22 protein-coding genes are annotated in these 21,085 nt (G+C 69.9%); 11 read left to right on the top strand and 11 right to left on the bottom strand.

Going from position 1 to position 21,085, the window contains the following annotated elements; genetic code table 11:
- The first annotated feature begins 343 nt into the window (after positions 1–343).
- Positions 344–1,477 carry a coiled-coil domain-containing protein gene (locus NM2_RS40080; RefSeq protein WP_245718465.1) on the top strand — a complete coding sequence of 378 codons (1,134 nt, stop codon included), beginning with the start codon at positions 344–346 and terminating at the stop codon, positions 1,475–1,477.
- 321 nt (positions 1,478–1,798) lie between these two features.
- Here NM2_RS40080 and NM2_RS40075 read toward each other — a convergent pair whose 3' ends face one another.
- Both NM2_RS40075 and NM2_RS40070 read right to left on the bottom strand, forming a co-directional pair.
- Positions 1,799–2,266, bottom strand: a complete 468-nt coding sequence (locus NM2_RS40075; RefSeq protein WP_067680960.1) for a YybH family protein — start codon at positions 2,264–2,266, stop codon at positions 1,799–1,801.
- Positions 2,232–2,855, bottom strand: a complete 624-nt coding sequence (locus tag NM2_RS40070; RefSeq protein WP_067680958.1) for an NADPH-dependent FMN reductase — start codon at positions 2,853–2,855, stop codon at positions 2,232–2,234. The genes NM2_RS40075 and NM2_RS40070 overlap by 35 nt, the downstream gene beginning before the upstream one ends.
- A 134-nt stretch (positions 2,856–2,989) precedes the next feature.
- Here NM2_RS40070 and sigJ point away from each other — a divergent pair, with 134 nt between their 5' ends.
- Positions 2,990–3,880, top strand: coding sequence for an RNA polymerase sigma factor SigJ (sigJ, locus tag NM2_RS40065; RefSeq protein WP_067680955.1), 891 nt, complete (start codon positions 2,990–2,992; stop codon positions 3,878–3,880).
- A 22-nt stretch (positions 3,881–3,902) separates the two neighbouring features.
- Here the strand turns inward: sigJ and NM2_RS40060 are convergent, their stop codons facing one another.
- Positions 3,903–4,475, bottom strand: a complete 573-nt coding sequence (locus NM2_RS40060; protein ID WP_245718459.1) for a TetR/AcrR family transcriptional regulator — start codon at positions 4,473–4,475, stop codon at positions 3,903–3,905.
- Positions 4,476–4,523: 48 nt separating this feature from the next.
- Here NM2_RS40060 and NM2_RS40055 point away from each other — a divergent pair, with 48 nt between their 5' ends.
- Positions 4,524–5,315 carry a methyltransferase gene (locus NM2_RS40055; RefSeq protein WP_067681040.1) on the top strand — a complete coding sequence of 264 codons (792 nt, stop codon included), beginning with the start codon at positions 4,524–4,526 and terminating at the stop codon, positions 5,313–5,315.
- A 261-nt stretch (positions 5,316–5,576) separates the two neighbouring features.
- Entirely contained in the window at positions 5,577–6,449 is an 873-nt protein-coding gene (locus tag NM2_RS40050; protein WP_067680949.1) for an NAD(P)-dependent oxidoreductase, read from the top strand.
- Between the two features lie 8 nt (positions 6,450–6,457).
- Here the strand turns inward: NM2_RS40050 and NM2_RS40045 are convergent, their stop codons facing one another.
- Positions 6,458–7,177, bottom strand: a complete 720-nt coding sequence (locus tag NM2_RS40045; protein WP_218026086.1) for a TetR/AcrR family transcriptional regulator — start codon at positions 7,175–7,177, stop codon at positions 6,458–6,460.
- Positions 7,178–7,286: 109 nt separating this feature from the next.
- Here NM2_RS40045 and NM2_RS40040 point away from each other — a divergent pair, with 109 nt between their 5' ends.
- Positions 7,287–8,417: an FAD-dependent oxidoreductase gene (locus NM2_RS40040; RefSeq protein WP_067680943.1), complete on the top strand. Its 1,131-nt coding sequence runs from the start codon at positions 7,287–7,289 to the stop codon at positions 8,415–8,417.
- Between the two features lie 354 nt (positions 8,418–8,771).
- Here the strand turns inward: NM2_RS40040 and NM2_RS40030 are convergent, their stop codons facing one another.
- Positions 8,772–10,136 carry a cytochrome P450 gene (locus tag NM2_RS40030; protein WP_067680937.1) on the bottom strand — a complete coding sequence of 455 codons (1,365 nt, stop codon included), beginning with the start codon at positions 10,134–10,136 and terminating at the stop codon, positions 8,772–8,774.
- 257 nt (positions 10,137–10,393) lie between these two features.
- On the opposite strand from NM2_RS40030, the gene NM2_RS40025 reads away from it, so the two are divergent.
- The 3 genes from NM2_RS40025 to NM2_RS48285 are packed head-to-tail and all read left to right on the top strand — an operon-like array spanning position 10,394 to position 11,925.
- Positions 10,394–10,996: a DUF308 domain-containing protein gene (locus NM2_RS40025; RefSeq protein WP_084532044.1), complete on the top strand. Its 603-nt coding sequence runs from the start codon at positions 10,394–10,396 to the stop codon at positions 10,994–10,996.
- 54 nt (positions 10,997–11,050) lie between these two features.
- Entirely contained in the window at positions 11,051–11,290 is a 240-nt protein-coding gene (locus NM2_RS40020; RefSeq protein WP_067680931.1) for a hypothetical protein, read from the top strand.
- A gap of 2 nt (positions 11,291–11,292) precedes the next feature.
- Positions 11,293–11,925 carry a DUF4232 domain-containing protein gene (locus NM2_RS48285; protein WP_245718458.1) on the top strand — a complete coding sequence of 211 codons (633 nt, stop codon included), beginning with the start codon at positions 11,293–11,295 and terminating at the stop codon, positions 11,923–11,925.
- Positions 11,926–12,292: 367 nt separating this feature from the next.
- Here NM2_RS48285 and NM2_RS40010 read toward each other — a convergent pair whose 3' ends face one another.
- Entirely contained in the window at positions 12,293–13,012 is a 720-nt protein-coding gene (locus NM2_RS40010) for a TetR/AcrR family transcriptional regulator (RefSeq protein WP_084532047.1), read from the bottom strand.
- 92 nt (positions 13,013–13,104) lie between these two features.
- Between NM2_RS40010 and NM2_RS40005 the strand changes: the two genes are divergently transcribed.
- Positions 13,105–14,688 (top strand): FAD-dependent monooxygenase, encoded by a 1,584-nt coding sequence (locus tag NM2_RS40005; protein WP_067680928.1) that lies wholly within the window; start codon positions 13,105–13,107, stop codon positions 14,686–14,688.
- Positions 14,689–14,745: 57 nt separating this feature from the next.
- On the opposite strand, the gene NM2_RS52185 is transcribed toward NM2_RS40005, so the two are convergent.
- Both NM2_RS52185 and NM2_RS39995 read right to left on the bottom strand, forming a co-directional pair.
- Positions 14,746–15,075, bottom strand: a complete 330-nt coding sequence (locus NM2_RS52185) for an SDR family oxidoreductase (protein WP_245718457.1) — start codon at positions 15,073–15,075, stop codon at positions 14,746–14,748.
- 689 nt (positions 15,076–15,764) lie between these two features.
- Positions 15,765–16,763: an amidohydrolase family protein gene (locus NM2_RS39995; RefSeq protein ID WP_067680925.1), complete on the bottom strand. Its 999-nt coding sequence runs from the start codon at positions 16,761–16,763 to the stop codon at positions 15,765–15,767.
- Positions 16,764–16,831: 68 nt separating this feature from the next.
- Between NM2_RS39995 and NM2_RS39990 the strand changes: the two genes are divergently transcribed.
- The gene (locus tag NM2_RS39990) at positions 16,832–17,425 is read left to right on the top strand and encodes a TetR/AcrR family transcriptional regulator (RefSeq protein WP_067680922.1); all 594 of its coding nucleotides are present in this window, start codon (positions 16,832–16,834) and stop codon (positions 17,423–17,425) included.
- 328 nt (positions 17,426–17,753) lie between these two features.
- Here the strand turns inward: NM2_RS39990 and NM2_RS39985 are convergent, their stop codons facing one another.
- From NM2_RS39985 to NM2_RS39975, 3 genes are all read right to left on the bottom strand, one after another.
- Positions 17,754–18,758 carry a MerR family transcriptional regulator gene (locus NM2_RS39985; protein WP_067680918.1) on the bottom strand — a complete coding sequence of 335 codons (1,005 nt, stop codon included), beginning with the start codon at positions 18,756–18,758 and terminating at the stop codon, positions 17,754–17,756.
- 29 nt (positions 18,759–18,787) lie between these two features.
- The gene (locus NM2_RS39980; protein WP_067680916.1) at positions 18,788–19,450 is read right to left on the bottom strand and encodes a HEAT repeat domain-containing protein; all 663 of its coding nucleotides are present in this window, start codon (positions 19,448–19,450) and stop codon (positions 18,788–18,790) included.
- Between the two features lie 172 nt (positions 19,451–19,622).
- The gene (locus NM2_RS39975) at positions 19,623–20,327 is read right to left on the bottom strand and encodes a MerR family transcriptional regulator (protein ID WP_067681029.1); all 705 of its coding nucleotides are present in this window, start codon (positions 20,325–20,327) and stop codon (positions 19,623–19,625) included.
- A 114-nt stretch (positions 20,328–20,441) separates the two neighbouring features.
- Here NM2_RS39975 and NM2_RS39970 point away from each other — a divergent pair.
- Positions 20,442–21,085 (top strand): erythromycin esterase family protein (locus NM2_RS39970; RefSeq protein ID WP_169816325.1); only part of this gene is annotated, 644 nt, incomplete at its 3' end.

The raw sequence follows: 21,085 nt of genomic DNA, 5'->3' as shown, positions 1-21,085 counted from the left end.
GGGGACGCCTGTCGACTATGCCGGGGCCGGGGCGGCGGGAGCGAGCTGTGCGTCATCCATCGCGTCATCGCGGCAAGTCATCGAAATTGGTACGTCCGTACAAGCGACTCCAGTTTTCGAGGTATTTCGTAGCTGTTTCGTTTGGTTTGGTGAACGCAAACGGAAACGAAAAATCTGCCTTGTCCTCGGGACGTTCCGAGCGATCCAGGGAAAGCTGACCCCCGATAAGGTTCACTTATCGGGGGTCAGAATCTGGCGGATCGCTCTGGGGCGCATCGGGATTCGTTTCGTGTTATTGCGTTGGAAATGACGAAACAAACGCTACGATTTATCGGTGGCAACGATGTGCAACTACCCGGGATGCTCGCGAACCATCACCAAGAGCGGCGGCCCGGGGCGACCCTCGGAATACTGCGATCACCCCGAACACACTCGGTGGCGGGCCTGGCGGGAACGGCAACGGCTACAGCAGGAGGAGGTCGACGTATCGGCCGCGAACGTCACTGTGACGCAACAAGGTCCGGTGACCGCCGCGCGGATGCGAGCCGATGAGCTGCTCATCCAGTTCCGTACCCTGGCTGAACAGCTCGGCGGCACACTGAGTTCCGCGGTCGCCGAACTGTCCACCCTGGCCGACCCGTCCATCGCCGAGGCGCAGGTCCAGAGCGTGCAGGCCGAGGCCGCACGCCGGATCGCCGAGGCCGAGATGTCCGCGGTCGCCGCCGAACAGGCCCGTCGCGAGGCCGAACAGGCCAGGGACGCCGCCGAATCCGCGGCCGAGGACGCCGCCGCGGCCGCCGAGAACGCCGAAGCCCGCATCGCCGAAGCGCTCGCCGCCCGCGACGACGCGCTCACCGAGGTGCACAACATCACCACCCAGGCCGCCGAGGAGGTGTTCACCGTCCGCACCGAGGCCGAGACCCAGGTCCGCACCATCCGCCGCGAGACCACTGAGGACCTCGAACGAGCCCGCGAACAGGCCGACGAGCAGATCGGCCGGGCCCGCGCCGCATGCGCCGCGGACATCGAACGCGCCAAACGCGAAGCCGCACAGCAGATCACCGCCGCCGCGGCCGAACGTGACCTGGCCGTCCAGCGCGCCGCCGACGCCGAACGCGCCATCGACCGCGCCGAAGCCGCGGCCGCCGAACGGGCCGAAGCACTGTCGGACACGCGCGCCGAACTCACCCGCACCCGCACCGAACTCGCCTCCGTGCGGGCCGAGATCACCGCAGTCCGAACCGAACTCACCGAGGCCCGGCGCGCCGCGGCCGAGGACGCCGCCGCCCTGCGCGCCGCCCACACCGCCGCACTGGAGGCCGCACACCGCGACGCCGCCGAACGCCTCGCCGCCGTCGAGGACGCGCGGGCGCAAACTCTCGCCCGCGCCGAACGCGCCGAACGCCTCGCCGACGAGCTGCTGGCACGATCACGCGACGGCGGATCACGAACCGAAACCGCCCCCGCCCGAACCTGATTCGCACACCTCTGCCACGGAGCACGCCAGCGAGCGGACGGTAAGATCGCCGACGTGCTCCACGACCCACCCGAGCCCACCTCCGCGCCCGAACCGGGTATGAGTATCGGCGAGGCCGCCGCACGCACACCGGAGTCAGCGCGGGCATCTGGCCGAACTCGCGAAGGTGCGATCGACGTGTACCGCAGCCGCGTCACCACCACCGGCGACGCCGACCGGAGGTGCGCGCCACGAGACCCCGAGCCCGGAACCGCTCCCACCGATTCGCGACAACAGATCGGTGGTTGAAATGCGGACTCGCAGGTCGGGGCCTGCGACCCGCTAGGGCTCGAGATCGGTGACGCCGTTGCCGCTCGCCATGTCCAGCGGCACCGAGACCTGGTCGTGCGCGATCAACCAGACGCCGTCGATCCGGCGCATTCCGTACGTGACTCGCACCCACATGCCGTTCGTCGCCGTGCCGTTCTTCAGCATGCCGCTGAGCCGAGCGAAGCCGTGCCCGAATGCCACGTCATCGCCCACGATGAAGCGCAGGTCGCGAAGCTCATAGGTCACGCTCTCGAAGAACAGGAAAACCCTCACCCAGTTCTCGAGTTTCGCCGCCACCCCGACATGCTGCAGTGGCGGCTCGACATCGAAGGACACGACGTCGGTCGTGTAGAGCTGTTTCAGGGCGTCGAGATCCTTGGCTCGCAGCGCTTCGGCCCCCTTGTCGATCTGCCGGCGGATCCGGATTTCATCCGCCTCGATACGGTCAGCGTGTGACCGAGAGTTGTTCGGCGTCGTCATGATCGGTTCCTTCGGTGACGGTGACGGTGACGGGTCGGCGCAGCGGCGCCAAAGCGGTACTCCAGGCGATGACCTGATCCAGCGTCTTGTGCAGGGCGTCGGAATGGTGTTCGCGCGGTGTGAAGGTGGCGTTGTTCTCGAAGTCGGTGAGCAGCGAGATCGCGACCTGATAGCCCACGTCGGCCATACCCAGCGTGCTGCAGACCGTGCGCAGTTGCACCACCGCTCGCGCGCCGCCGCCCGCACCGTAGGAGACGAATCCGACCGCCTTGTCGTTCCACTCCGCGAACGCGTGATCGATCGCGTTCTTCAGCACTCCGGGCGCGCCGCCGTTGTATTCCGGTGTCACCACCACGAAGCCGTCGAACGGGGCTATCCGCTCTGCCCAGGCGCGGGTGTGTGCATGGATCGATGGGCCGAACATCGGCGGTGCGGGCTCGTCCAGGTGCGGTAACGGATGATCGCGCAGGTCGATCAGTTCGAACTCGGCGTCGACGCGCTGCGATGCCGTGTCCAGAACCCATTGGGCGACCTGCGGGCCTTTGCGGTTGGGCCGGGTACTGCCGAGGATGATTCCGATTCTGATCATTGTCCGACCTCCTGCTGTGCTGAGAACCTCACGACCTTCCGACGACGCAACGCTCGGAAATGTCAGGCCGCGTCACACATCGGGTCGCTGATTCGTCGATTTCGGTGAGGACCCGTTGACCGAAGGAGCCGACCATGACCGACCCGCACCTACCGGTGGTGATCAGTGAACGCCGTCAGCTGCTCAATCTCGCCTATCGGCTGCTGGGTTCCCTGGCCGAGGCCGAGGACGTGGTGCAGGAGACCTATGCGCGCTGGTACGGGCTGTCCGAGCGGCAGCGGCGGGACGTGGCGGTGCCCGGCGCGTGGCTGAACACGGTCGCGAGCCGGATCTGCCTGGATCTGCTGGGCTCGGCGCGTGCCCGGCGCGAACGTTATGTGGGCGCGTGGATTCCCGAGCCGGTACCCGGCCATTCGGAGTGGTTCGGGGGTCCCGCCCCGGCCGATCCCGCCGACCGGGTCACTCTCGACGAGTCGATCAGCATGGCTTTTCTCGTCGTGCTGGACGCCATGACCCCGGCCGAGCGGGTGGCCTTCGTCCTGCACGACGTGTTCCGCTACTCCTTCGCCGAGGTCGCCGAGGTCGTCGGGCGCACACCCGCGGCCTGCCGTCAGCTCGCCTCTTCCGCCCGCCGTCGCCTTCGCACCTCGCGGGGACCGTCCGCGGCCCAGCGCGGACAGGTGGTCCGGGACTTCAAACGGGCTTGGGAGACAAGGGATATCGAGGCGCTGATCGGCCTGCTCGATCCGGCCGCGACCGCGACCGCCGACGGCGGAGGCCTCGCTCCGGCGTTTCTCGATCCGATCCTGGGCGGTGTGCGGATCGCCCACGCCTGGGTGCAGATCGCCGCCCGCAACCCCGGGGTGAGCCTGCTCGAGCGCACGGTCAACGGCCAGCCCGGCCTGGTAGCGCAGCTCGACGACACCGTCGTCGGGGTCTACGCCTTCGACATCGCCGACGGCCGGATCACTCGCATTTGGGCGGTCCGGAATCCGGAGAAACTGCGGACCTGGACGCTCGGCTGAGCGCGGCCGCGGATCCGCGCGCTCACCGATTGGTCTCGGCGGTGATGTGCTCGAACAACCCGGGCAGGATGCGGGTGCGCACCCCCGCGGCCCACGGCTCGTCCACCTCGCCGACGTCCAGGGCCGCGGCGTTGTTCAGCAACATTCCGAACGCCAGGAACGACTTCACCGCCACCGGATCCAGGCCGGTGGTGGCCGAGACGGTGTCCCACATGCGGGCCATCCGGGCGCGCACCACATCGCGCACCTCGGGGTCGCCGCACGCGGCGAAACCCTGTAACTGCAGCAGCAGCGTGGTGCGCCGGTCCAGCAGGGCGTAGTACTGCGCACCCATCAGCGTCAGCGCGTCCAGCCCCTGCGTGCCGTCGGCGGCCTGGCCCATCGCGTCGGTGAACCCGTCGAACGCGTCCCCGACCAGCTCGAGGAACAGGGCCTTCTTCGTGCCGAACATCCGGAACACGTAGGCCTGGGTGATCCCGGCCTCGTGCGCGATCGCCTCGATCGAGGCACCGTGCAGGCCGTGATCGGCGAACTCGGCCGCGGCGATACCCAGGACCTGCGTTCGCCGCTGCGATCCGCTCATGCGCTGTCTCACACCCAGTATGTTACTGGTTACTAACTACTTATTTATAGGATGGTCGCCATGAACGACGATCTGTGGGCCGGTCTGGTCGATCGCTTCGCCGACGGGGCCTACGCCACCGTCAAAGGGCGGGTGCGCACCTCGGTGATCCACCGGCATCTGCTCGAACATCTGCCCACGGCCCCGGCACGGATCCTGGACGTCGGAGGCGGGGCGGGACATCAGTCGTTCCCGCTGGCCCAGGCCGGATACCAGGTGACGATCCTGGATTCGTCACCGGCGATGCTGGACAAGGCGCGCGAACGCCTCGACGCGCTGCCCGAGCAGGTGCGCGCACGAGTTGCTTTCCTGCGGGCCCAGGGGGAGCACGCCGAGGAGGCGGTGCACGGCGAACGGTTCGACGCGGTGCTGTGCCACGGCGTCCTCGGTTATCTCGACCGGCCCGAACCGTTCGTCGAACAGCTGTGCCGATGCGCGGCCGAGGGTGGGATCGTCTCGATCATGACCGCCAACGCCCACACCACCGCGGTCCAACCGGCCCTCGAGCAACGCTGGCGCGACGCGCTCGCGGCCTTCGACGACCGGCACGGGGTCGTGCTGGGACTGCCCGGCCGCGCGGACACCCCCGAGGAACTCGGCGACCTGCTGCGCGGCCACGGCGTGGATCCGGTGCGCTGGTACGGGGTGTGGCTGTTCGTGGACTGGCTCGAATTCAGCGGAGTCACACTGGATGTGCACGACACCGACCGGGTCGCGGACACGATCGCGGTCGAATACGAAGCCAGCCTGCGAGACCCGTACCGCGCGATGAGCCGCGTGTTCCATCTCCTGGGACGCAAAGCGTCGCGCTGAGGCTGCCCGCGGGCCCCGGGGATGCGCGCCTGGCGGTGCGGCCGGGCGCCTCATGGACAATGTTCGCAGTCGCACGGCCCGGGTATCAGGGGCACGGGGACCTCAGAGCCGCAGCAGATCCGAACCGGAAAGAGTGGAATCGGCTCTGCGGGTGGACCTTTCGTGCGCGGAGGCCGGATCGGCCGGCGGCACGGGGCAGCTGTGGAGGTACGTGGAACACGGTGATGTTCAGTGTCTCCCGATGCTCGGTAGGGTCGGGGCATGGCGAGGATCGCGTGGCTGGGGCTGGGGCGGATGGGTTCCGGGATGGCGGCGCGGATGGTCGACGCCGGACACGAGGTCCACGTGTTCAACCGGACCCCCGAGCGGATCGAATCGCTCGTGGCGCGCGGCGCGATCGCTGCGCCCACCCCGCGCGAGGCGGTCCGGGACGCGGCGATGATCATCGCCATGGTCGCCGACGACCCGGCCTCGCGGGCGGTGTGGCTCGGCTCGGACGGTGCGCTGGCCGGTTCGCCCGCACCCGGCGCGTTCGCGGTGGAATGCTCCACCATCTCCCGCCCGCATGTGCTCGCCCTGTCCGGGCGCGCCGCCGAACGTGGGCTCCGGTATCTGGACGCCCCGGTGACCGGGTTGCCCGCGGCGGCCGCCGCCGGTGCGCTGACCCTGTTCGTCGGCGCGGACCCGGCCCACCTCGACGCGGCCCGCCCGCTGCTGGAACCGTTGTGCACCAGCATCGTTCGCTTCGGTGAGGTGGGTGCGGGCACCTCCTACAAGCTGATGCAGAACCTGCTCGGCTCGATCCAGATCGCCGCCACCGCTGAGGCCCTGCGCACCGCCGAACTGGCCGGACTGGACCTGCCCACGGTGGTCGACACGCTTTCGCGCGGTGGCGCGGCCAGTCCCACCGTGGTCCGTGTCGCCCGGCTGATCCTGGACGACGCACACGAGCGCGACATCAGCTTCACCGCCGCCCTGCGCCTGAAGGACACCCGCCTGGGCGTGGCAGCCGCCGACGCGCTGGGCACCCACGCTGCCCTGGGCCACACCGCCCTGGACATCTTCACCCGTCTGGTCGCCGCGGGGCACGGCGAACTCGGCGAGACCAAGGTGATCGATCTGCTGCGGGAGTAGGGCCGCGGCTACCCGTCGCGGCCGGGGGGATGCACGGTGGTGATGCCGGACAGGATCAGATCCAGGCCGTCGAGGAATTGCTCGCGGTCGTCGTGTCCGCGCAGCTGGCGGGCGACCGCGCGGGTGAACGGGTAGTCCTCGGGATCGAGGTTCTCCCAGGTGGTCGCGACGGTGTCCAGGAAATCGGGGCGGTTCGAGCCGGTGGTGGCGCGGCCGTTGGTGGCGTTCTGGCCGGCCGCGCCCAGGATGTAGTTCATCAGCGCGGAGGTCGCGGTGAACCACGCGGGCTCTGGTACGCCCAGGGCGCTGATCTCGCGGCCCAGGCTTTCGAACAGGCGCGGCGCGAGGGAGCTCGCGGGGCTTCGGGACAGCTGGGTGGCCAATTGTGTTGCCAGCCAAGCGTGTTCGTCGATCGCGTCGAAAAGGCCCAGCGCCACCGCGTGGATCCGTTCGCGCGGCGTGCAGGGTGATCGAGCGGGTTCGCGGGACAGGGCGGCGGTCACGACCGCGTCGGTGGCCGCGGCCAGGAGCTCGCCCTTGTTCGCCACATGCCAGTAGATCGCGCCGGGACCGGTGGCCAGGCGTTCGGTCAGCGCCCGGAATGTCAGCCCGGTCTCACCTGCGGTGTCGAGCAACTCGATCGCGGCCGCGACGATGCGCTCACGAGAGAGTGCCTCGGTGCGGCGCGGTGATCGGGGAGTGCGCGTGGCCATACCCCATCTTGACATGCCTGGAGCGTTGTTCCAGCATGGAATGGCGTTCCAATCATGGAACGGCATACCAGACGGGGCCGCTCGGATCGACCTCCGAGCGGCCGCATCGCGATAGGAGCCCACGATGAGCACACCGATCACCATCATCGGCGCCGGACTCGGCGGCCTGACCCTCGCGCGCGTGCTGCACGTCCACGGCATCGCCGCCACGGTCTACGAGGCCGACCCCTCATCCGCGGCGCGCACCCAGGGCGGAATGCTCGATATCCACGAACACAACGGCCAGCCCGCCCTCGCCGCGGCGGGACTGCTCGAGCAGTTCCGCGACCTGGTGCTGGAAGGACGTGAGGCGCTGCGGGTGCTGACCCCGGACGGTACGGTCCTGCTGGACGAACCCGACGACGGCACCGGCACCCGCCCCGAGGTACAGCGCGGGGATCTGCGCCGACTGCTGCTGGACTCGCTGCCGGAGGGCACCGTGCGGTGGGGGCACAAGGTCACCGGCGTGCGCGCGGCGGGACAGGGCCGTCACGAGGTGCGCTTCGCCGACGGCTCGAGCATCCTGACCGGCCTGCTCGTCGGCGCGGACGGCGCATGGTCGCGGGTGCGTTCGCTGCTGTCCGCGGCCACCCCCGAATACATCGGCACCACCTTCGTGGAGACCTATCTGTTCGACGCGGACACCCGGCATCCGGCCGCGGCCGCCGCGGTCGGCGACGGAGCGCTCATGGCCCCCGTACCAGGAAAGTCCATCCAGGCGCATCGGGAGAGCGGCGGAACCCTGCACGCCTACGTGGCGCTCGCGAAAGCGCAGGAATGGTTCGCCGAGATCGACGTCACCGATCCCGCCGCGACCGAGCGGATCGCAAGCCAATTCCACGGCTGGGCACCCGAACTCACCGCGCTGATAACCGACAGCGACACCACGCCGGTGCTGCGCCCGCTGTTCGCGCTGCCGATCGAGCACCGCTGGGCACGGGTCGCGGGAGTGACCCTGCTCGGAGACGCCGCACACCTGTCCCCGCCCAACGGCGAGGGCGCGAACCTGGCCCTGTACGACGCGGCCGAACTCGGTCGCGTCATCGCCGAGCACCCCGAGGATCTCGACGCCGCACTCGACATCTACGAGCAGGCCCTGTTCACCCGCAGCGCCGAGGAAGCGCTCGAGGCCGCCAGGGACTTCGAACGTTGCTTCGGGGAGAACACGCCGCGCAGTCTGCTCGGTCTGCTCACCGCAGCCGAGCAAACCGCCTGAGTCAGTTCACGATTGTGGGCGCCGAGCGACTGGAGGGCACGAGTTTCCGCGGTGCTATCCACTCCGCCGGTCGGATCCTTCGGAGTCCGGATCGAATCGGTGCGACCCGGCGCAGGTCCGCGGCGCAATCGCGGTGTTCCGCACGGCAGAGCTTCCGGTGGTGGCAGAACGATCCGGTGACCTCATGGCATGGCCGGTGCGCCGCGGCGCGCAGAGTCGAGGACGTGACCGGTCCGGATCACTGCCGACCGGCAGCGTGCCCATGACGGGATTCGCTGGACCGCAATCGTTTCCGGTACGCGGTCGATGCATCGATGCAGCCGGTGCGATCACGCACGACGCGCGATCGCCGGACTAGGTGCGGGTCGGGGAGACCTCGCACACCGGATCCACGGGGGCGTCCTCGCGCGGACGGGCGGTGAGCACCACCCGCGCACCGCCCGCGGGGACGTGGGTGATGTTGCGGATGCGGACGCGTTCGCCGTGCACGCCCGGTGGCAGGGACAGGGTGTAACGCGAGAGCACTTCGCGCAGTACCACTGTGCCCTCCATCAGCGAGAAGCCCGCCCCGATGCAGCGGCGCACCCCGCCGCCGAACGGCAACCACGTGTTCGGTGCGAGAGCGCCGTCCAGGAAGCGTTCCGGGGAGAACCGCTCGGGATCGGGGTGGCGGTCCGCGTTGCGGTGCGCCAGCAGGATCGAGGTCGACACCACGGTCCCGCCCGGCAGGCGCCAGCCGCCGATCGTCATCTCGCGGGTCAGTTTCCGGCCCGCCCCGCCGATCACCGTGCGTCGGCGCATCGCCTCCTTCAGCACCGCCTCGACGTATTTGTCGTCGCCGTCGAGCACGGCCCGGTACGCGCGCTCCTGCACGAGCGGATCCGCGGCCAGCTCGTGAAACGCCCACGACAGCGCCGAAGCCGTGGTCTCGTGCCCGGCCAGCAGCAACGTCACGAGCTGATCGCGCAGCTCCGCGTCCGAGAGCGGAACGTCGGTGGCATCGTCGCCGGACCCCACGGCCAGCAGCCGCGAGAGAACGTCCGCGCCACCGGGATCGGGATCGGCGCGACGACGCGCGATCTCGCCGTACAGCAACTCGCTCAACGCATCCTGGTTCTCGCGCATACGCCGCCACGGGCCCAGCGTCTGCAGACGCGGCCAGATTCCGCCGAACAGCATGAGCGGGTTGATGTTCACGATGCGGCGCAACCGCGGCGCGAACAGCTCACGCCGGCGCGGATCGCTCACCCCGAACACCACCCGCATGATCACCTCGAGGGTGAGATCGTTCATCCGGTCCAGGGTGTGCAGGGCGGCGCCCGGCGTCCAGGAGTCCACATGTTCGGTGGCGATCTGTTCGACCAGTCCGCGATATCCCCGCAACGCCGAGGCGGCGAAGGCGGGCATCAGCAGTCGGCGCGCCCGCGCGTGCTCGGCCTCGTCGGTCAGCAGCACCGAATGCTCACCCATGACCGCGCCCAGCACCCGATTGCCTTCTCCGGCATGCATATCGGCCGGATCACCGGCGAACACCTCCCGGATGTGCTCGGGCCGGGAGAACACCACCAGATGCTCGGCGTACGGGGGCAGCAGGCGCAGGGTGAACACCTCGCCGTAGCGGGCGCACATCGCGGTGAGCAGCCGCGGTCGCGCGGTCGCGTACAACAGCGTCTGCGCTATCCGCGGCAGCCGCGGGCCGGGGGGATATGCGGTGCTCACCAGCTCATGCCTTCCTCTGGGACGCCCCCGCGACGGGACGATCGCCGCGTGTCGACTACCACGGTACGTTCCATGGGGCCGGACTGTCGCCGCGGATCGGGCCCTCCGGTGCACGGCATTCCGCAGCCGATGTGAGCAATCGTGTGGCGACTGCAATGTCGTCGTGATTTTCCTGATATCCATCGCATTACCGACAACTCGGACGATGATCACGCAAATATTAGGCAACACGCCGATGGTGCTCATACGATGTCGCTATGCCCACCTTCAGAGTGGCCGGGCGCACCGATGTCTTCATCGGTGAGGCCTGGCAGGCGGCGTTGGCGATCGGCTGTGCATCGGTGGGGCTGGGGGTGGTGATGATGGTGTGGCCCAACAAGTCCGTCACGATGTCCGAGCTATTGTTCGCCGTGGCCATGATGCTGACCGCGGCCTGGCAGATGGTGCTCGCGTTCCGCGGACGCATCCGCCCCGGACTCAAGATCGTGGAGTTCGGCACCGCGCTGGTGGCGGTGCTGCTGGCGATGTGGTGCCTGCGCAGCGGGGACTGGGCGTCGCTGGTCGCGCTGTGGCTCGGGCTGGGCTGGGTGATCCGCGGCATCGTCCAAGCGACTGTGGCGGTCTGGTCGGACCAGCTGCCCGGCGCCGGCCGCCAGGAGATCGCCGGGCTGCTCACCCTGCTGGCCGGACTCGCGGTGGTCACCTGGCCCATCGACACCCTCGACGCCCTCGCGGTGCTGGCCGGGGTATGCCTGATCCTGTTGGGACTCAGCGAGATCCGCATCGCCACTCGCATCGCCCGGCCCGAAGCCGTCCCCGAGCACGTCGGCGTGCAGGGGCTGCTGCGCTCGCAGTCCTGACCCGCGTGCGTTGCCGCGCCGAAGGATTCCGGTGCACGTCGTACCGTCGAGAGCATGGCCGTCATCCACCACACCACGCTGATTCCGACCAAACTGGATAACACCCCGGACCCCGACATGGATATCACTCGTGCGGCCTTCGATGCGCCGATCATCGTGCGCGTCAACCGGATTCCCATAGACGGCGCTCCGCAGGGCCGGTGCGGGCTGGCCAGCGGCCCGTGGCGCACACCGGAAGGTCGCGAGGCTCGCGGGGCGCTGCTCGAGGCGATCACCGTGGACGAGAGGAAATGACGATGGTGAGCAGGACGAGGATTTTCGCGGTGGCGATGGTCTGCGGTGCACTCGGTGCGGTGGCGGGATGTTCGTCCGCCACGACCGGGGCCGCGGCGGCCGAGACGAGCGCGAGCGGCACGAGCACGGGCGGGCCCGGCACGGTAACCAGTGTCGCTGCCACATCCGGTGGTGATTCGTCCGCCGCGGCCGATCCCGGTGGGGCGGTGCGTGCTTCGGCGACCCCGGCGGCGATCGCGCCGTGCGCGGGCGGGCAGTTGGTGATCAGCGGACAGAGTCTGGGTGCGGCGGTGATGCATCGCGGCGTGCAACTGAGCTTCGCGCTGGCAGCGGGGGCCGCGCCGTGCACGCTGCAGGGCTACCCGGGCGTGGACACCGGTGCGGGCGGACCGGTCGTCCACGCCGCGCGCACCCCGAAGGGATACATGGGCGGTCCGGGCGCGGGAAACCTGGTGACCGTGCGGTCCGGCAGTCCGGCGCACGCGATCGTGGAGGCCATCGCGATGGGACCCGACGGCGGCGAATGCACCATGTACTCGACCCTGCTGGTGACCCCGCCCAACACCACCGACACCCATACGGTTCAGGTCGGCATCAACGGCTGTGAGCTGCAGGTGCATCCGATCAGCGGGTGAGTCCGGGGGCCGATGTGCGGCATCGCGTGCGGTGGGCCACGGCGGCATCGGCTGCGATTGCACCCGATGCACAGCGCCATCGCCCGTGAGGGCGTCGCGGAGGCGATGGAAAGTTATGCACGGCAACAGGGTTCGGCTGGCTGGGCGAGCGCACCGACCAACCACGGGCCGTGCCGTGTCGCCAGGACCATGGCCCACGCCTGCCGATACCGGTCATCGCCCCGTAAGCGAACGCCAGTGCGGCACTGGGGTTTCGGCTGAACCAGTCCGCGGCACGTCGGGCGGCCGTGTTGATCAGGATGCGAGCGGGTCGAGATTATCGGTCTCCGCTGGGACACGACGAGACCGCGCATGGCTCCCTCGATCGTCAAACTCTACCGGGGGCGTCGCGGTTGGCGTGGGCGATGCCGTCCAGCAGGGCGGTCAGGCCGAAGGCGAAGGTGTCCTCGGGAGTGGGGTCGGTGTCCTGGTGGATGCGTCGGGACAGGTGGGGATGCTCGCCCGCGGCCAGGACGGTGCGGATGTAGGGGGCGACGGCCTCACGCCATTGATCCTCACTCAGGCCCGTGTGGCGGTGCGCGCGCTGCTCGGCGATCTGCCGGGTGGTCGCGCCGAAGATATAGGCGCCCACGGCGTCGACGATGTGGGTGACGCGGGCGATGTCGGGGGTGAGTCCGGCGGCCGCGGCGAGGGCGAATTCCTGTTCGCGCAGCGAATTCGGGCCCAGCGCGGGACGTCCGGCGATCTGCGGGCCCAGCCACGGATGCCGCAGCAGCGTCGCGCGCAGATGGTGTGCCAGCGCGGTCAGGTCCGCGCGCCAGTCTCCGGTCCGCTCGGGTAAGGCGTGTTCGCCGCGCACCCGGTCGATCATCAGGTCGATCAGGTCGTCGCGACCGGTCAGGGAGCGGTACAGCGACGCGGTGCCCGAACCCAGGTCCGCGGCCACGCGCCGCATCGACACCGCCTCGAGCCCGTCGGCGTCGGCGATGGCGACGGCCGTGCCGACGATCAGGTCGATACCCGGACCCTGCCGTCGCGGAGCGCGCGGTTCGCGCATCCACACCAGGATCGGCTCGTCCTCGGGCATCGGGAAATCCTCCTTACCGGTGGGTGGCCGGGCGGCCATCCTTATGGCTACAGTGTATCCACACGCGAACACTGTAGCCGTAAGGGGTGGTCATGTCTGATCGGAGAGTACTCATCGTGGGCGGCGGCAGCGTCGGGCTGGCCGCCGCGGTGTTCCTGACCCGCCACGGGGTGACACCGCTGGTGCTCGAACAGCAGCCCGGCATCTCGGTGCATCCGCGGGCGACCGGGATCGGGCCGCGCACCATGGAATTCCTGCGCCAGGCCGGACTCGAACAGGCGGTCGACGACGTCGCGGTCGACATGTCCGCGGGCGGGGCGGTGAAGCTGACGATGCACACCCTGGCCTCGGCGGACCTGTCCGCGGCCGCACCAGGGATGGCCCTCGGAAGCGCTTGGAGCCAAGGCGATCCCAGTCCGGCGCGGGTGCGGGGGGTCTGCCCGCAGCACCGCTTGGACTCGGTGCTGCTGCCCGCGGCCCGCGACGGCGGTGCGCGCGTGCGGTTCTCGGCGCGGGTGCGCGAGTGCGCGATCGAATCCGGGGGAGTGAGCGTCACGCTCGACACCGGCGAGGTCATCGCCGCGGACTACCTGATCGCCGCCGACGGGGTGCGCAGTACTGTGCGCGAGCGGCTCGGCATCGGCGTCAGCGGGCCCGGCGCATTGGGCGAGCCGACCGTGAGCATCCTGTTCCGCGCCGATCTGACCCGCTACACCGGTGGCCGCCACTTCGTGAACTGCACCATCACCAATCCCGACGCGCCCGGACTGCTGGTGACCGTCGATGGGGAGAAGGAATGGATCTTCCATGCCCGCGCCGACGAGATGTCCGATGCGGCAGCACATTTCACCGATGAACACTGTCGTGAGCTGATCCGCGCCGCGGTCGGCGACGATGCGCTGCCGGTGGAGATCGTCAGTGCGCTGCCGTGGCGGCCGCGCGGGCATCTCGCCGACCGGTTCGGGCAGGGGCGAGTGTTCCTCGCCGGCGATGCCGCGCACACCGTCCCGCCGATCGGGGCGTTCGGCCTGAACACCGGGGTGGCCGATGCGCACAATCTGGCTTGGAAACTGGCGGCGGTGCTACGCGGCGACGCCGGGCCCGCCCTGCTGGACACCTACGATGCCGAACGACGCCCGGTCGCGGCAATGACCCTGGCGCAGGCCATGATCCGGCTCGCCGACCCGATACTGCACTGGGATCCCACCGCCGCAGAACGCCGTGCGGCCGCCGGTGCGCTGCACGCACCCGTGGTGCACCTGGGCTACCGCTACGATTCGGCCGCGGTGATCGACCCGCAGCCGGACCTGCCCTCCACCGAGGACGTATTCGCCGACCTGGACGGCGCCCCCGGCTCGCGCCTGCCGCACCACCGCCTCCCCGGCGGCGCGTCGACCCTGGACCTGATCGGCACGCGCTGCACCGTCATCGCCGGTAACCACCGCTGGATCGCCGCGGCCTCCGACGCCGCGGACCGCCTGGGCATCCGGATCGATTCCCACGTGATCCCGCTGTCCCACAAGGAGATCCGCCCCTGGGCCCAGACCGTGGGCATCGAACCGGACGGCGCGCTGCTGGTCCGGCCGGACCAGATCATCGCCGCGCGCATCCTCACCGCCCCGCCCGCTCCCGCCCACCTGCTACACCACCTGCTGACCCGTATCCTCGCGCGGTAGCGCCGGATGCTGCCGACCGGCGCGCGTATCCGGTCGGTGCACTGTCCGCATCGATCCTCAGCGCCAGTGCAGATCCCCGATCAACGCCGCCTCCGCACCTCCGGCGGCGAACACGACCTGTCCGGTCACGAATCGGTTGTCCGCGCCGGCGAGCCAGCAGATGAGCTCACCGACCCACTCCGGCCGCCCGGGAAAGCCGCCGAACGGTTGCGGTGCAGCGGTTTCCACCGCGGTGCGGACCTCGTCGCTCGCGAAGATCCACGCGGCCGCGGGCGTGTCGACGACACCGGAAGCGACGGCGTTGAGGGCGATACCGGCCCCTGCCCACTCGGATGTTGGGGGCAGCCGTGCGCACCCAGCGATTGAGTGCGCGCTTGGCGACGCCATAAGCACCGGCCTCGCCGCCGCCGGACGGGGACGCCGCGATGGCGGTGACGGCGGCGGCCTCGTCACCATCCAGACATGCCCGCATCACGAGCTCGTCCGCGGGCGCGAGCGACGAGGTCGACGACACGACCACGGCGCGCGGCGCGTCACTCTGCGCCAGCAGCGGCCGCAGGCCCTCCAGCGTCGCGACCGCGCCGAAGTAGTTCGTCTCGATCAGGCCGGTCCTGCCGCCGCCCGCGATCGCGAGTACCGCATCGACGGAACCGAATTCGTGCACCTGCTCGACCAGTGCCCGCCTGCCGTCCGGCGTGGACAGGTCGGCTCGGATATCGGCGTCGTCGAGGTCGCAACCGATGACCTCCCCGCCACGCCGGCGCAGAATCGCCGCGGTCGCCGCACCGATACCCGACGCCGACCCGGTCACGACATACCTGCGTCCGGCCACCCCCGCATTCGTCATTGCCCGGTCCATTCTCGTTCGCCTTCCGCCGGTGTTTCCCGCGCGGATAACTTATGCCAAGGCTCGTGACGATCAGGGCCGCTTCGGGGCAGCCGCCTCGGTTTGCTTGCCCCCCACTCGAGCCGGCGTCGATCCGGCGCCCGGCCGCAGCGCAGCATCCGGCGATCGATCGGACCGGTTGTCCCCGCCTACCGGGCGACCGTGTGCGCGAGGTAGTCCAGAGACCTGCTTACGGGGTCGGTTGGGCGGATACGGGGGTGAGGCCGTAGAGCGCATCGGCGTTGGCGTGGGCGATCTTTCGGCGATCCTCGGGGGCGGGGACGGTGTCCAGGAAATCCGGCACGCTCGTTGCCCCGAGGCGGTGGAACGGATAGTCCCCGGACAGCAGGATCCGGTCGGCGGTGGTGAAGTCCAGAGCGTGGCGTAGCAGGTGCGGGGTCAGCATGCCGCTGGTCGCGATGTGCACATTGCTCCGGATGTAGTCCGCGACACGGCGATTCAGATGCGTGGCCACATTGGAGAGGCTGTCGACCCGGTCGAGCCAGAACAGCAGCATCTCACCCCAGTGCCCCAGCACGATCCGCAGATCCGGGTGCCGGTCGAACGCGCCGCTGAGAATCAGCCGCAACGCCGCGAGCCCGGCCTCGGCGTGCCAGCCCCAGCCGAAGGTCGCCAACGCCAGATCGAGCGTCTCGCCGAGCCCGCGATAGGACGCCTCGCGCACCGCGTCCGGGGGGATCTGCGGATGGATGAACAGCGGGCGAGCATGTGCGGCCGCGGCGGCGAGCAGATCGTCGTAGGCGGGATCGTCCAGCGGGCGCTCGCCGCAGCGGCCGTAGGACATGATGCCCACGTGCGCGGACGAGGTCGCGGTCCGTTCGAGTTCGGCCACCGCGGCGGCCGGATCGGACATCGGCAAGGTCGTCATCGTCCGGAATCGGTCCGGATGACGCGCGACCGCGTCCGCGGCGCGATCGTTGGCCTCGCGGCACAGCGCCACCGCCTCGCCCGGTGGCAGGCCGTAGGTCCCCGGCGGGGCCAGGGAGATGATCTGCAGATCCACTCCCGCCGCGTCCATCGCCGCGATCCGGTCCGCGCCCAGGTCGAACAGCCGCTCGGGGATGTCGCCCCGATCGTTGAGGGCCACGCTGGCATCGAGTGCGTGGGCACGCACCGCCCGGTCGATGCCCTCGGTGGTCCAGTGCTCCTCGATGGTGACGACTCTCATCGCGCTCCTTCGCTCATCGTCTGTTGAGTGAGCATAACAGGTTCGCTCAACAGCTGTAGAGTGACCGGGTGGACGAACCGACGACACGCGCGGCCCGGCGCGCGGCCACCGCGCAACGGATTCTCAGCGCCGCACAGGCCGAATTCGGCGAATACGGACTCGAGCGCGCCACCGTGCGCGGTGTGGCCCGGCGCGCCGGAGTCGACCCCTCCCTGGTCCTGCAGCACTACGGCTCGAAGAACGACCTGTTCGCCGTCGCCACCCAATTGCATCGCGGCAGCACCGACGAGCTGGACGCCTCGAGCACCCCCCAAGACGTCGCCGAGCACCTGTTCGACATCCTCGGCGTCCGCCTGAACACCCCGCCGCCCGAGGCTCGCGCCCTGGCCCGATCCATGCTGACCGCACCCGAGGCAACTGCCGCGATGCGCAATTTCCTCGGCGAACGTATCCAGAACCTCGCCCGCGCCGACAACCGCCCCGACGCCGAACTCCGCGCCGCCCTGACCGTCAGCAGCATCCTGGGCCTGACCATCGCCCGGCACTTCCTCGAACTCGACGCGCTCACGGATATTTCCGAGGAACAGATCGACACGATCCTGCGCCCCTGGGTCACCGCGGCCCTCGACGGGCCCAATCCGCCGTCCACTCCTGAATCGTGACCCGTACATGCCGCCGATCGCCCAGGACCTGGTGCGGACCGAGCTCGGCGGTCCCGGCGAATGCTCGAAATCGATGAGATGACGCCTGGTCAGTCCCGTTGACGCACAGCGTGGGCACACCCCGGCGGGCGCTGAGGGTTGTGCGGGTGATCGGAGATTCGGCTGCATCGCCATCAACGCTCGTCACCCTCCGTGCCGAATGGCCTGCGGTAACGTCCCGGCTCGGCGGGATCCGGCCGATCGTCGCGCCGAGCGGACATGACGACCCGGCTCCGGTCACGGTTCGACGGCTGCGTCGTGTCGAGAGCGGTCGCCGTGATGAATCCGTTCAACCCTTGCCGCGTCGGCGGCGGTCGCGGGCGCCGACGATGGCCGCCGCGGTCGCCGCGACGGTGCGATCGTGATCCTCGGTCAGATCGGTCAGGGCCGCCCGGGCCGCGGCGCCGGGAATCTCCGCGAACGCCTGCGTGATTCGCAGCCGCGTCGCGGGGTCGGCGGTGCCGTCGAGTTCGTCTCGCATGGCTCGCACGATGTCGTCGGCGCGGGCGAGCGATCCGAGGACCTCCGCGGCCTCGACGTCGGAGCGGCCCGCGACGATCATCTCCAGCAGGACCGGTATCGACTCGGCCACCTGCCGCGAGCCCAGGGCCAGCGCGGCGCGTTCGCGGACCGTCGTGTCGGCGTCGTCGAGGGCCCGCCGCAGCAGCGTGGTCGCCTCGGCGGTGGGCACGGCCGCGATCGCCAGGACCGCGCGGCGGCGGACCTGGACCTGCGTCGCATCCAGACCGACGGCCAGCTCGGCCAACCCGGCACCGGCCGCGCGGGCCAGCGACCAGCGCAGTGCCCCAGCCACATTCGGGTCCTCCTCCGACAGCGCCGCCTGCGCCACCGCGGCCACCGGCAGCGCGGCGGCCGTGTTCTGCGACAGCACCGCCTGCTGACGACGGTTCCCGGACTCCGACTCCAGCCCGCGCAGCAGCGCGACGATGTTCGTGACCTCGCCCCACTGCGCCGGGGCGGCGGCATCGATGCGCTCGAGATTGCGCAGCAGCTCCTGCTCGGCGGCGATCCGCGCCCGGGTGTGCTCGATCAGCTCGCCGACCAGCGCGGCCGGCGCGAAATCGGGATCATCCATCGCCCGCTTGGCCTCGTTCAGCGACAGGCCCAGGGTTCGGAGACATTCGACGTGGAACAGGCGACGGATGTCCTGCGCGGAGTATTCGCGGTAACCGCCGACGGTGCGGCCGGTCGGGGTCACCAGACCCAGCGCGTCGTAGTGGCGCAGCATGCGGGTGCTGACCCCCGAGCGCCGCGACACCTCTCCGATCAACATCCCATCGCCTCCTCCCGTGTGCCGGAACCCTATGTGCCCGAACCTGTTACGTACACCCGCCGGGCCAGCTCGAGCGAGGGCTCGAACCCGCTGCCGGGATCGCGGCGCAACCGCTCGGTGGCGTCGGCATGAGCGCGGACCCGGGGATCACGATGATTCGCCGCGGCAGCGAGCACCGGTGTCGCGGCCTCGCCGAGCGCGGCCAGCGCCCGGCTCAGGCCCAGTTGCACCGGCTGATCGCCGCGGCCGAGCGCGGCCGCCAGATCCGCGGCGAGCGAGCCCTCGGACCCGGGCGGAACCAGAGCCGCCGCGGCCCGCCACGCGCTCAGTGCGACCTCGTCGTCCGAGTCGTGCAGCAAGCCCGACACCGCGGGCCAGGCGGCGCGGTCTCCGATCTTGGACAGGGTGTGCAGCGCCTGACTGCGCGCCTGAGCTGTCGCGGCCCCCAGCTCCGCGAGCAGCCTCGGCACCGTCACCTCGGCCGGCAACCGGCACAACGCCCAGGTCAGCATGTCCCGGACGAAGAAATCCGGTTCGAGCGCACACCGCGCGACGAGGGCCTCCGCCACACGCGGGTCGCCCAGCGTTCCCGCCGACAGCGCCGCGCGCAGCCGGACCGAGGATTCGGCGTGGGCGAGGGCGGCGATGAGGCGAGCATCCGGCTCGCCGTGGATGGTGTTCACGACAACCACCTCCTTCGCCGCCCATTGGAGTCGTTGTCACAGTGTGAAGGTCAAGCCATCCCATGGACGCGCCGACACGGACGGATTCCGGTCAATGGATTCCGCGCTGCTGGGTCCGGTGCCCGAGGCGATGCGGCCCACCGGCGGATGGTGTGCGGGAACCACTGTGCGGCAACAGCATTCAACTTCCGCCGTGGTGATCCAGGACGGCAAGGTAGCCGTCGAGTTGGGCGGCGCCGGCCAGCAGGGCGCGGGCACGGGAGGTCAGCCGGTCCTGCCAGGAATCGAGGAATACGCGCAGCGGTTCGGCCCCACCGGCCTCGCGCAGTGAATCCAGGAACCGCGCGACCTGCGGCAGCGGATATCCGCCGCGGCGCAACTCCCGTGCGATCTGCGCATCTCGCACACCGTCCGGACCGTATCGGCGGTACCCCGTCGCCCGGTCGCGGTCGGGGCGCACGATGCCGTGGGACTCCCAGGTGCGCAACGTCGCGGGGTGCACGCCGAGTCGGCGGGCCAGTTCACCGACGGTCAGCGGCTGCCCGCGCAACGGAGCCGGTGCGGTATCGGACAGCGCGGTCAGGGCCGAGGCGACGTCGGTGCGGGTATCGCGTTCGGCGACCAGCGCCAGGTGCGTGGCATCGATGAGCCGGTAGGCGGACTCGGTGCGGCCCTGGTTGATCGCGCACATGATCTCCATCGCCTGCTGATGCCCGTGCCCCCGGCGCAGGGCCAGGAATGCGCGCAGGGCCTGGGCGTGCGCCGGGGTGTAGCGCCGGTGGCCCGAGGCGCTGCGTTCGGCCGCCGGAAGGATCCCCGCCTCGTCGTAATTGCGGATCGCCTGCGCGGACAATCCGTGCTCGCGGGCCAGGTCGATGGGTCGCAGAACGCACCTCCGATTGAGCTTTTCTCTCGAAATCACCAAGTGAACTTCACCGAAATCTCACTCGATTCTTCAACGATATCGTCGAGGGTGATGTCTTTCGGGAAGGGGTATTCCATGTCCACTGCCGCCGCACTGCACACGATCGGCCGACCACTGGACGATCCGGCGAGTCTGGGCCGAACCCTGGACGAGGTGCTCGCCGCCCGCGCCGAACCGCCCGCGCTGTTCGCACTGGGCGAGCCGGTGCACGGGATCGAAGCGTTTCCGTTGCTGCGCAACGACATCCTCGCCCACCTCGTCGAGCGCGGATACCGGTCGATCGCACTGGAGACCGACGCGCTGTCCGCATCGGTGGCCGACGACTATGTGACCGGTGCGAGCACCGATATCGACACCGTCCTGGCGACCGGATTCAGCCACGGATTCGGCGGCATACCGGGCAATCGCGAACTGCTGCAATGGCTTCGAGCGCACAATGCCGACCGCGCGCCGCGAGATCGGGTGCGGTTCCACGGTTTCGACGCCCCGGTGGAATTCGCCGCCGCCCCGAGCCCGCGCCATGCATTGTGCGTGGTTCGTGACCATCTGCCCGAGGCGCTGCGCCCCGGCTCGGCCCACCGGCTCGACGAGCTGGTCGGCGAGGACGCCGACTGGACCGCCGAAGCGGCCATGTTCGACCCGGCCGCCTCGGTCGGAGACTCCGCGCGTGCGCGAGCTCTGCGCGTCGTCGCGGACGACCTGGCCAGCGCGTTGCGGCG

This window comes from Nocardia miyunensis NBRC 108239, from assembly GCF_001613065.1.
Classification (GTDB): Bacteria; Actinomycetota; Actinomycetes; order Mycobacteriales; family Mycobacteriaceae; genus Nocardia; species Nocardia miyunensis.
The sequence above is the reverse complement of the archived record's forward strand: the minus strand, read 5'-3'. Positions and strand labels throughout refer to the sequence as shown.

What these genes read in the sequence shown, in the direction of transcription:
- NM2_RS40040 (WP_067680943.1), top strand. Translation starts at nt 7,287, where the DNA reads ATGAGCACACCGATCACCATCATCGGCGCCGGACTCGGCGGCCTGACC.
- NM2_RS40075 (WP_067680960.1), bottom strand. Translation starts at nt 2,266, where the DNA reads ATGACGACGCCGAACAACTCTCGGTCACACGCTGACCGTATCGAGGCG.
- NM2_RS40050 (WP_067680949.1), top strand. Translation starts at nt 5,577, where the DNA reads ATGGCGAGGATCGCGTGGCTGGGGCTGGGGCGGATGGGTTCCGGGATG.
- sigJ (WP_067680955.1), top strand. Translation starts at nt 2,990, where the DNA reads ATGACCGACCCGCACCTACCGGTGGTGATCAGTGAACGCCGTCAGCTG.
- NM2_RS40070 (WP_067680958.1), bottom strand. Translation starts at nt 2,855, where the DNA reads ATGATCAGAATCGGAATCATCCTCGGCAGTACCCGGCCCAACCGCAAA.
- NM2_RS40020 (WP_067680931.1), top strand. Translation starts at nt 11,051, where the DNA reads ATGGCCGTCATCCACCACACCACGCTGATTCCGACCAAACTGGATAAC.
- NM2_RS39985 (WP_067680918.1), bottom strand. Translation starts at nt 18,758, where the DNA reads ATGTTGATCGGAGAGGTGTCGCGGCGCTCGGGGGTCAGCACCCGCATG.
- NM2_RS48285 (WP_245718458.1), top strand. Translation starts at nt 11,293, where the DNA reads ATGGTGAGCAGGACGAGGATTTTCGCGGTGGCGATGGTCTGCGGTGCA.
- NM2_RS40045 (WP_218026086.1), bottom strand. Translation starts at nt 7,177, where the DNA reads ATGTCAAGATGGGGTATGGCCACGCGCACTCCCCGATCACCGCGCCGC.
- NM2_RS40010 (WP_084532047.1), bottom strand. Translation starts at nt 13,012, where the DNA reads ATGCCCGAGGACGAGCCGATCCTGGTGTGGATGCGCGAACCGCGCGCT.
- NM2_RS40055 (WP_067681040.1), top strand. Translation starts at nt 4,524, where the DNA reads ATGAACGACGATCTGTGGGCCGGTCTGGTCGATCGCTTCGCCGACGGG.
- NM2_RS52185 (WP_245718457.1), bottom strand. Translation starts at nt 15,075, where the DNA reads ATGGCGTCGCCAAGCGCGCACTCAATCGCTGGGTGCGCACGGCTGCCC.
- NM2_RS39995 (WP_067680925.1), bottom strand. Translation starts at nt 16,763, where the DNA reads ATGAGAGTCGTCACCATCGAGGAGCACTGGACCACCGAGGGCATCGAC.
- NM2_RS40025 (WP_084532044.1), top strand. Translation starts at nt 10,394, where the DNA reads ATGCCCACCTTCAGAGTGGCCGGGCGCACCGATGTCTTCATCGGTGAG.
- NM2_RS40005 (WP_067680928.1), top strand. Translation starts at nt 13,105, where the DNA reads ATGTCTGATCGGAGAGTACTCATCGTGGGCGGCGGCAGCGTCGGGCTG.
- NM2_RS40080 (WP_245718465.1), top strand. Translation starts at nt 344, where the DNA reads ATGTGCAACTACCCGGGATGCTCGCGAACCATCACCAAGAGCGGCGGC.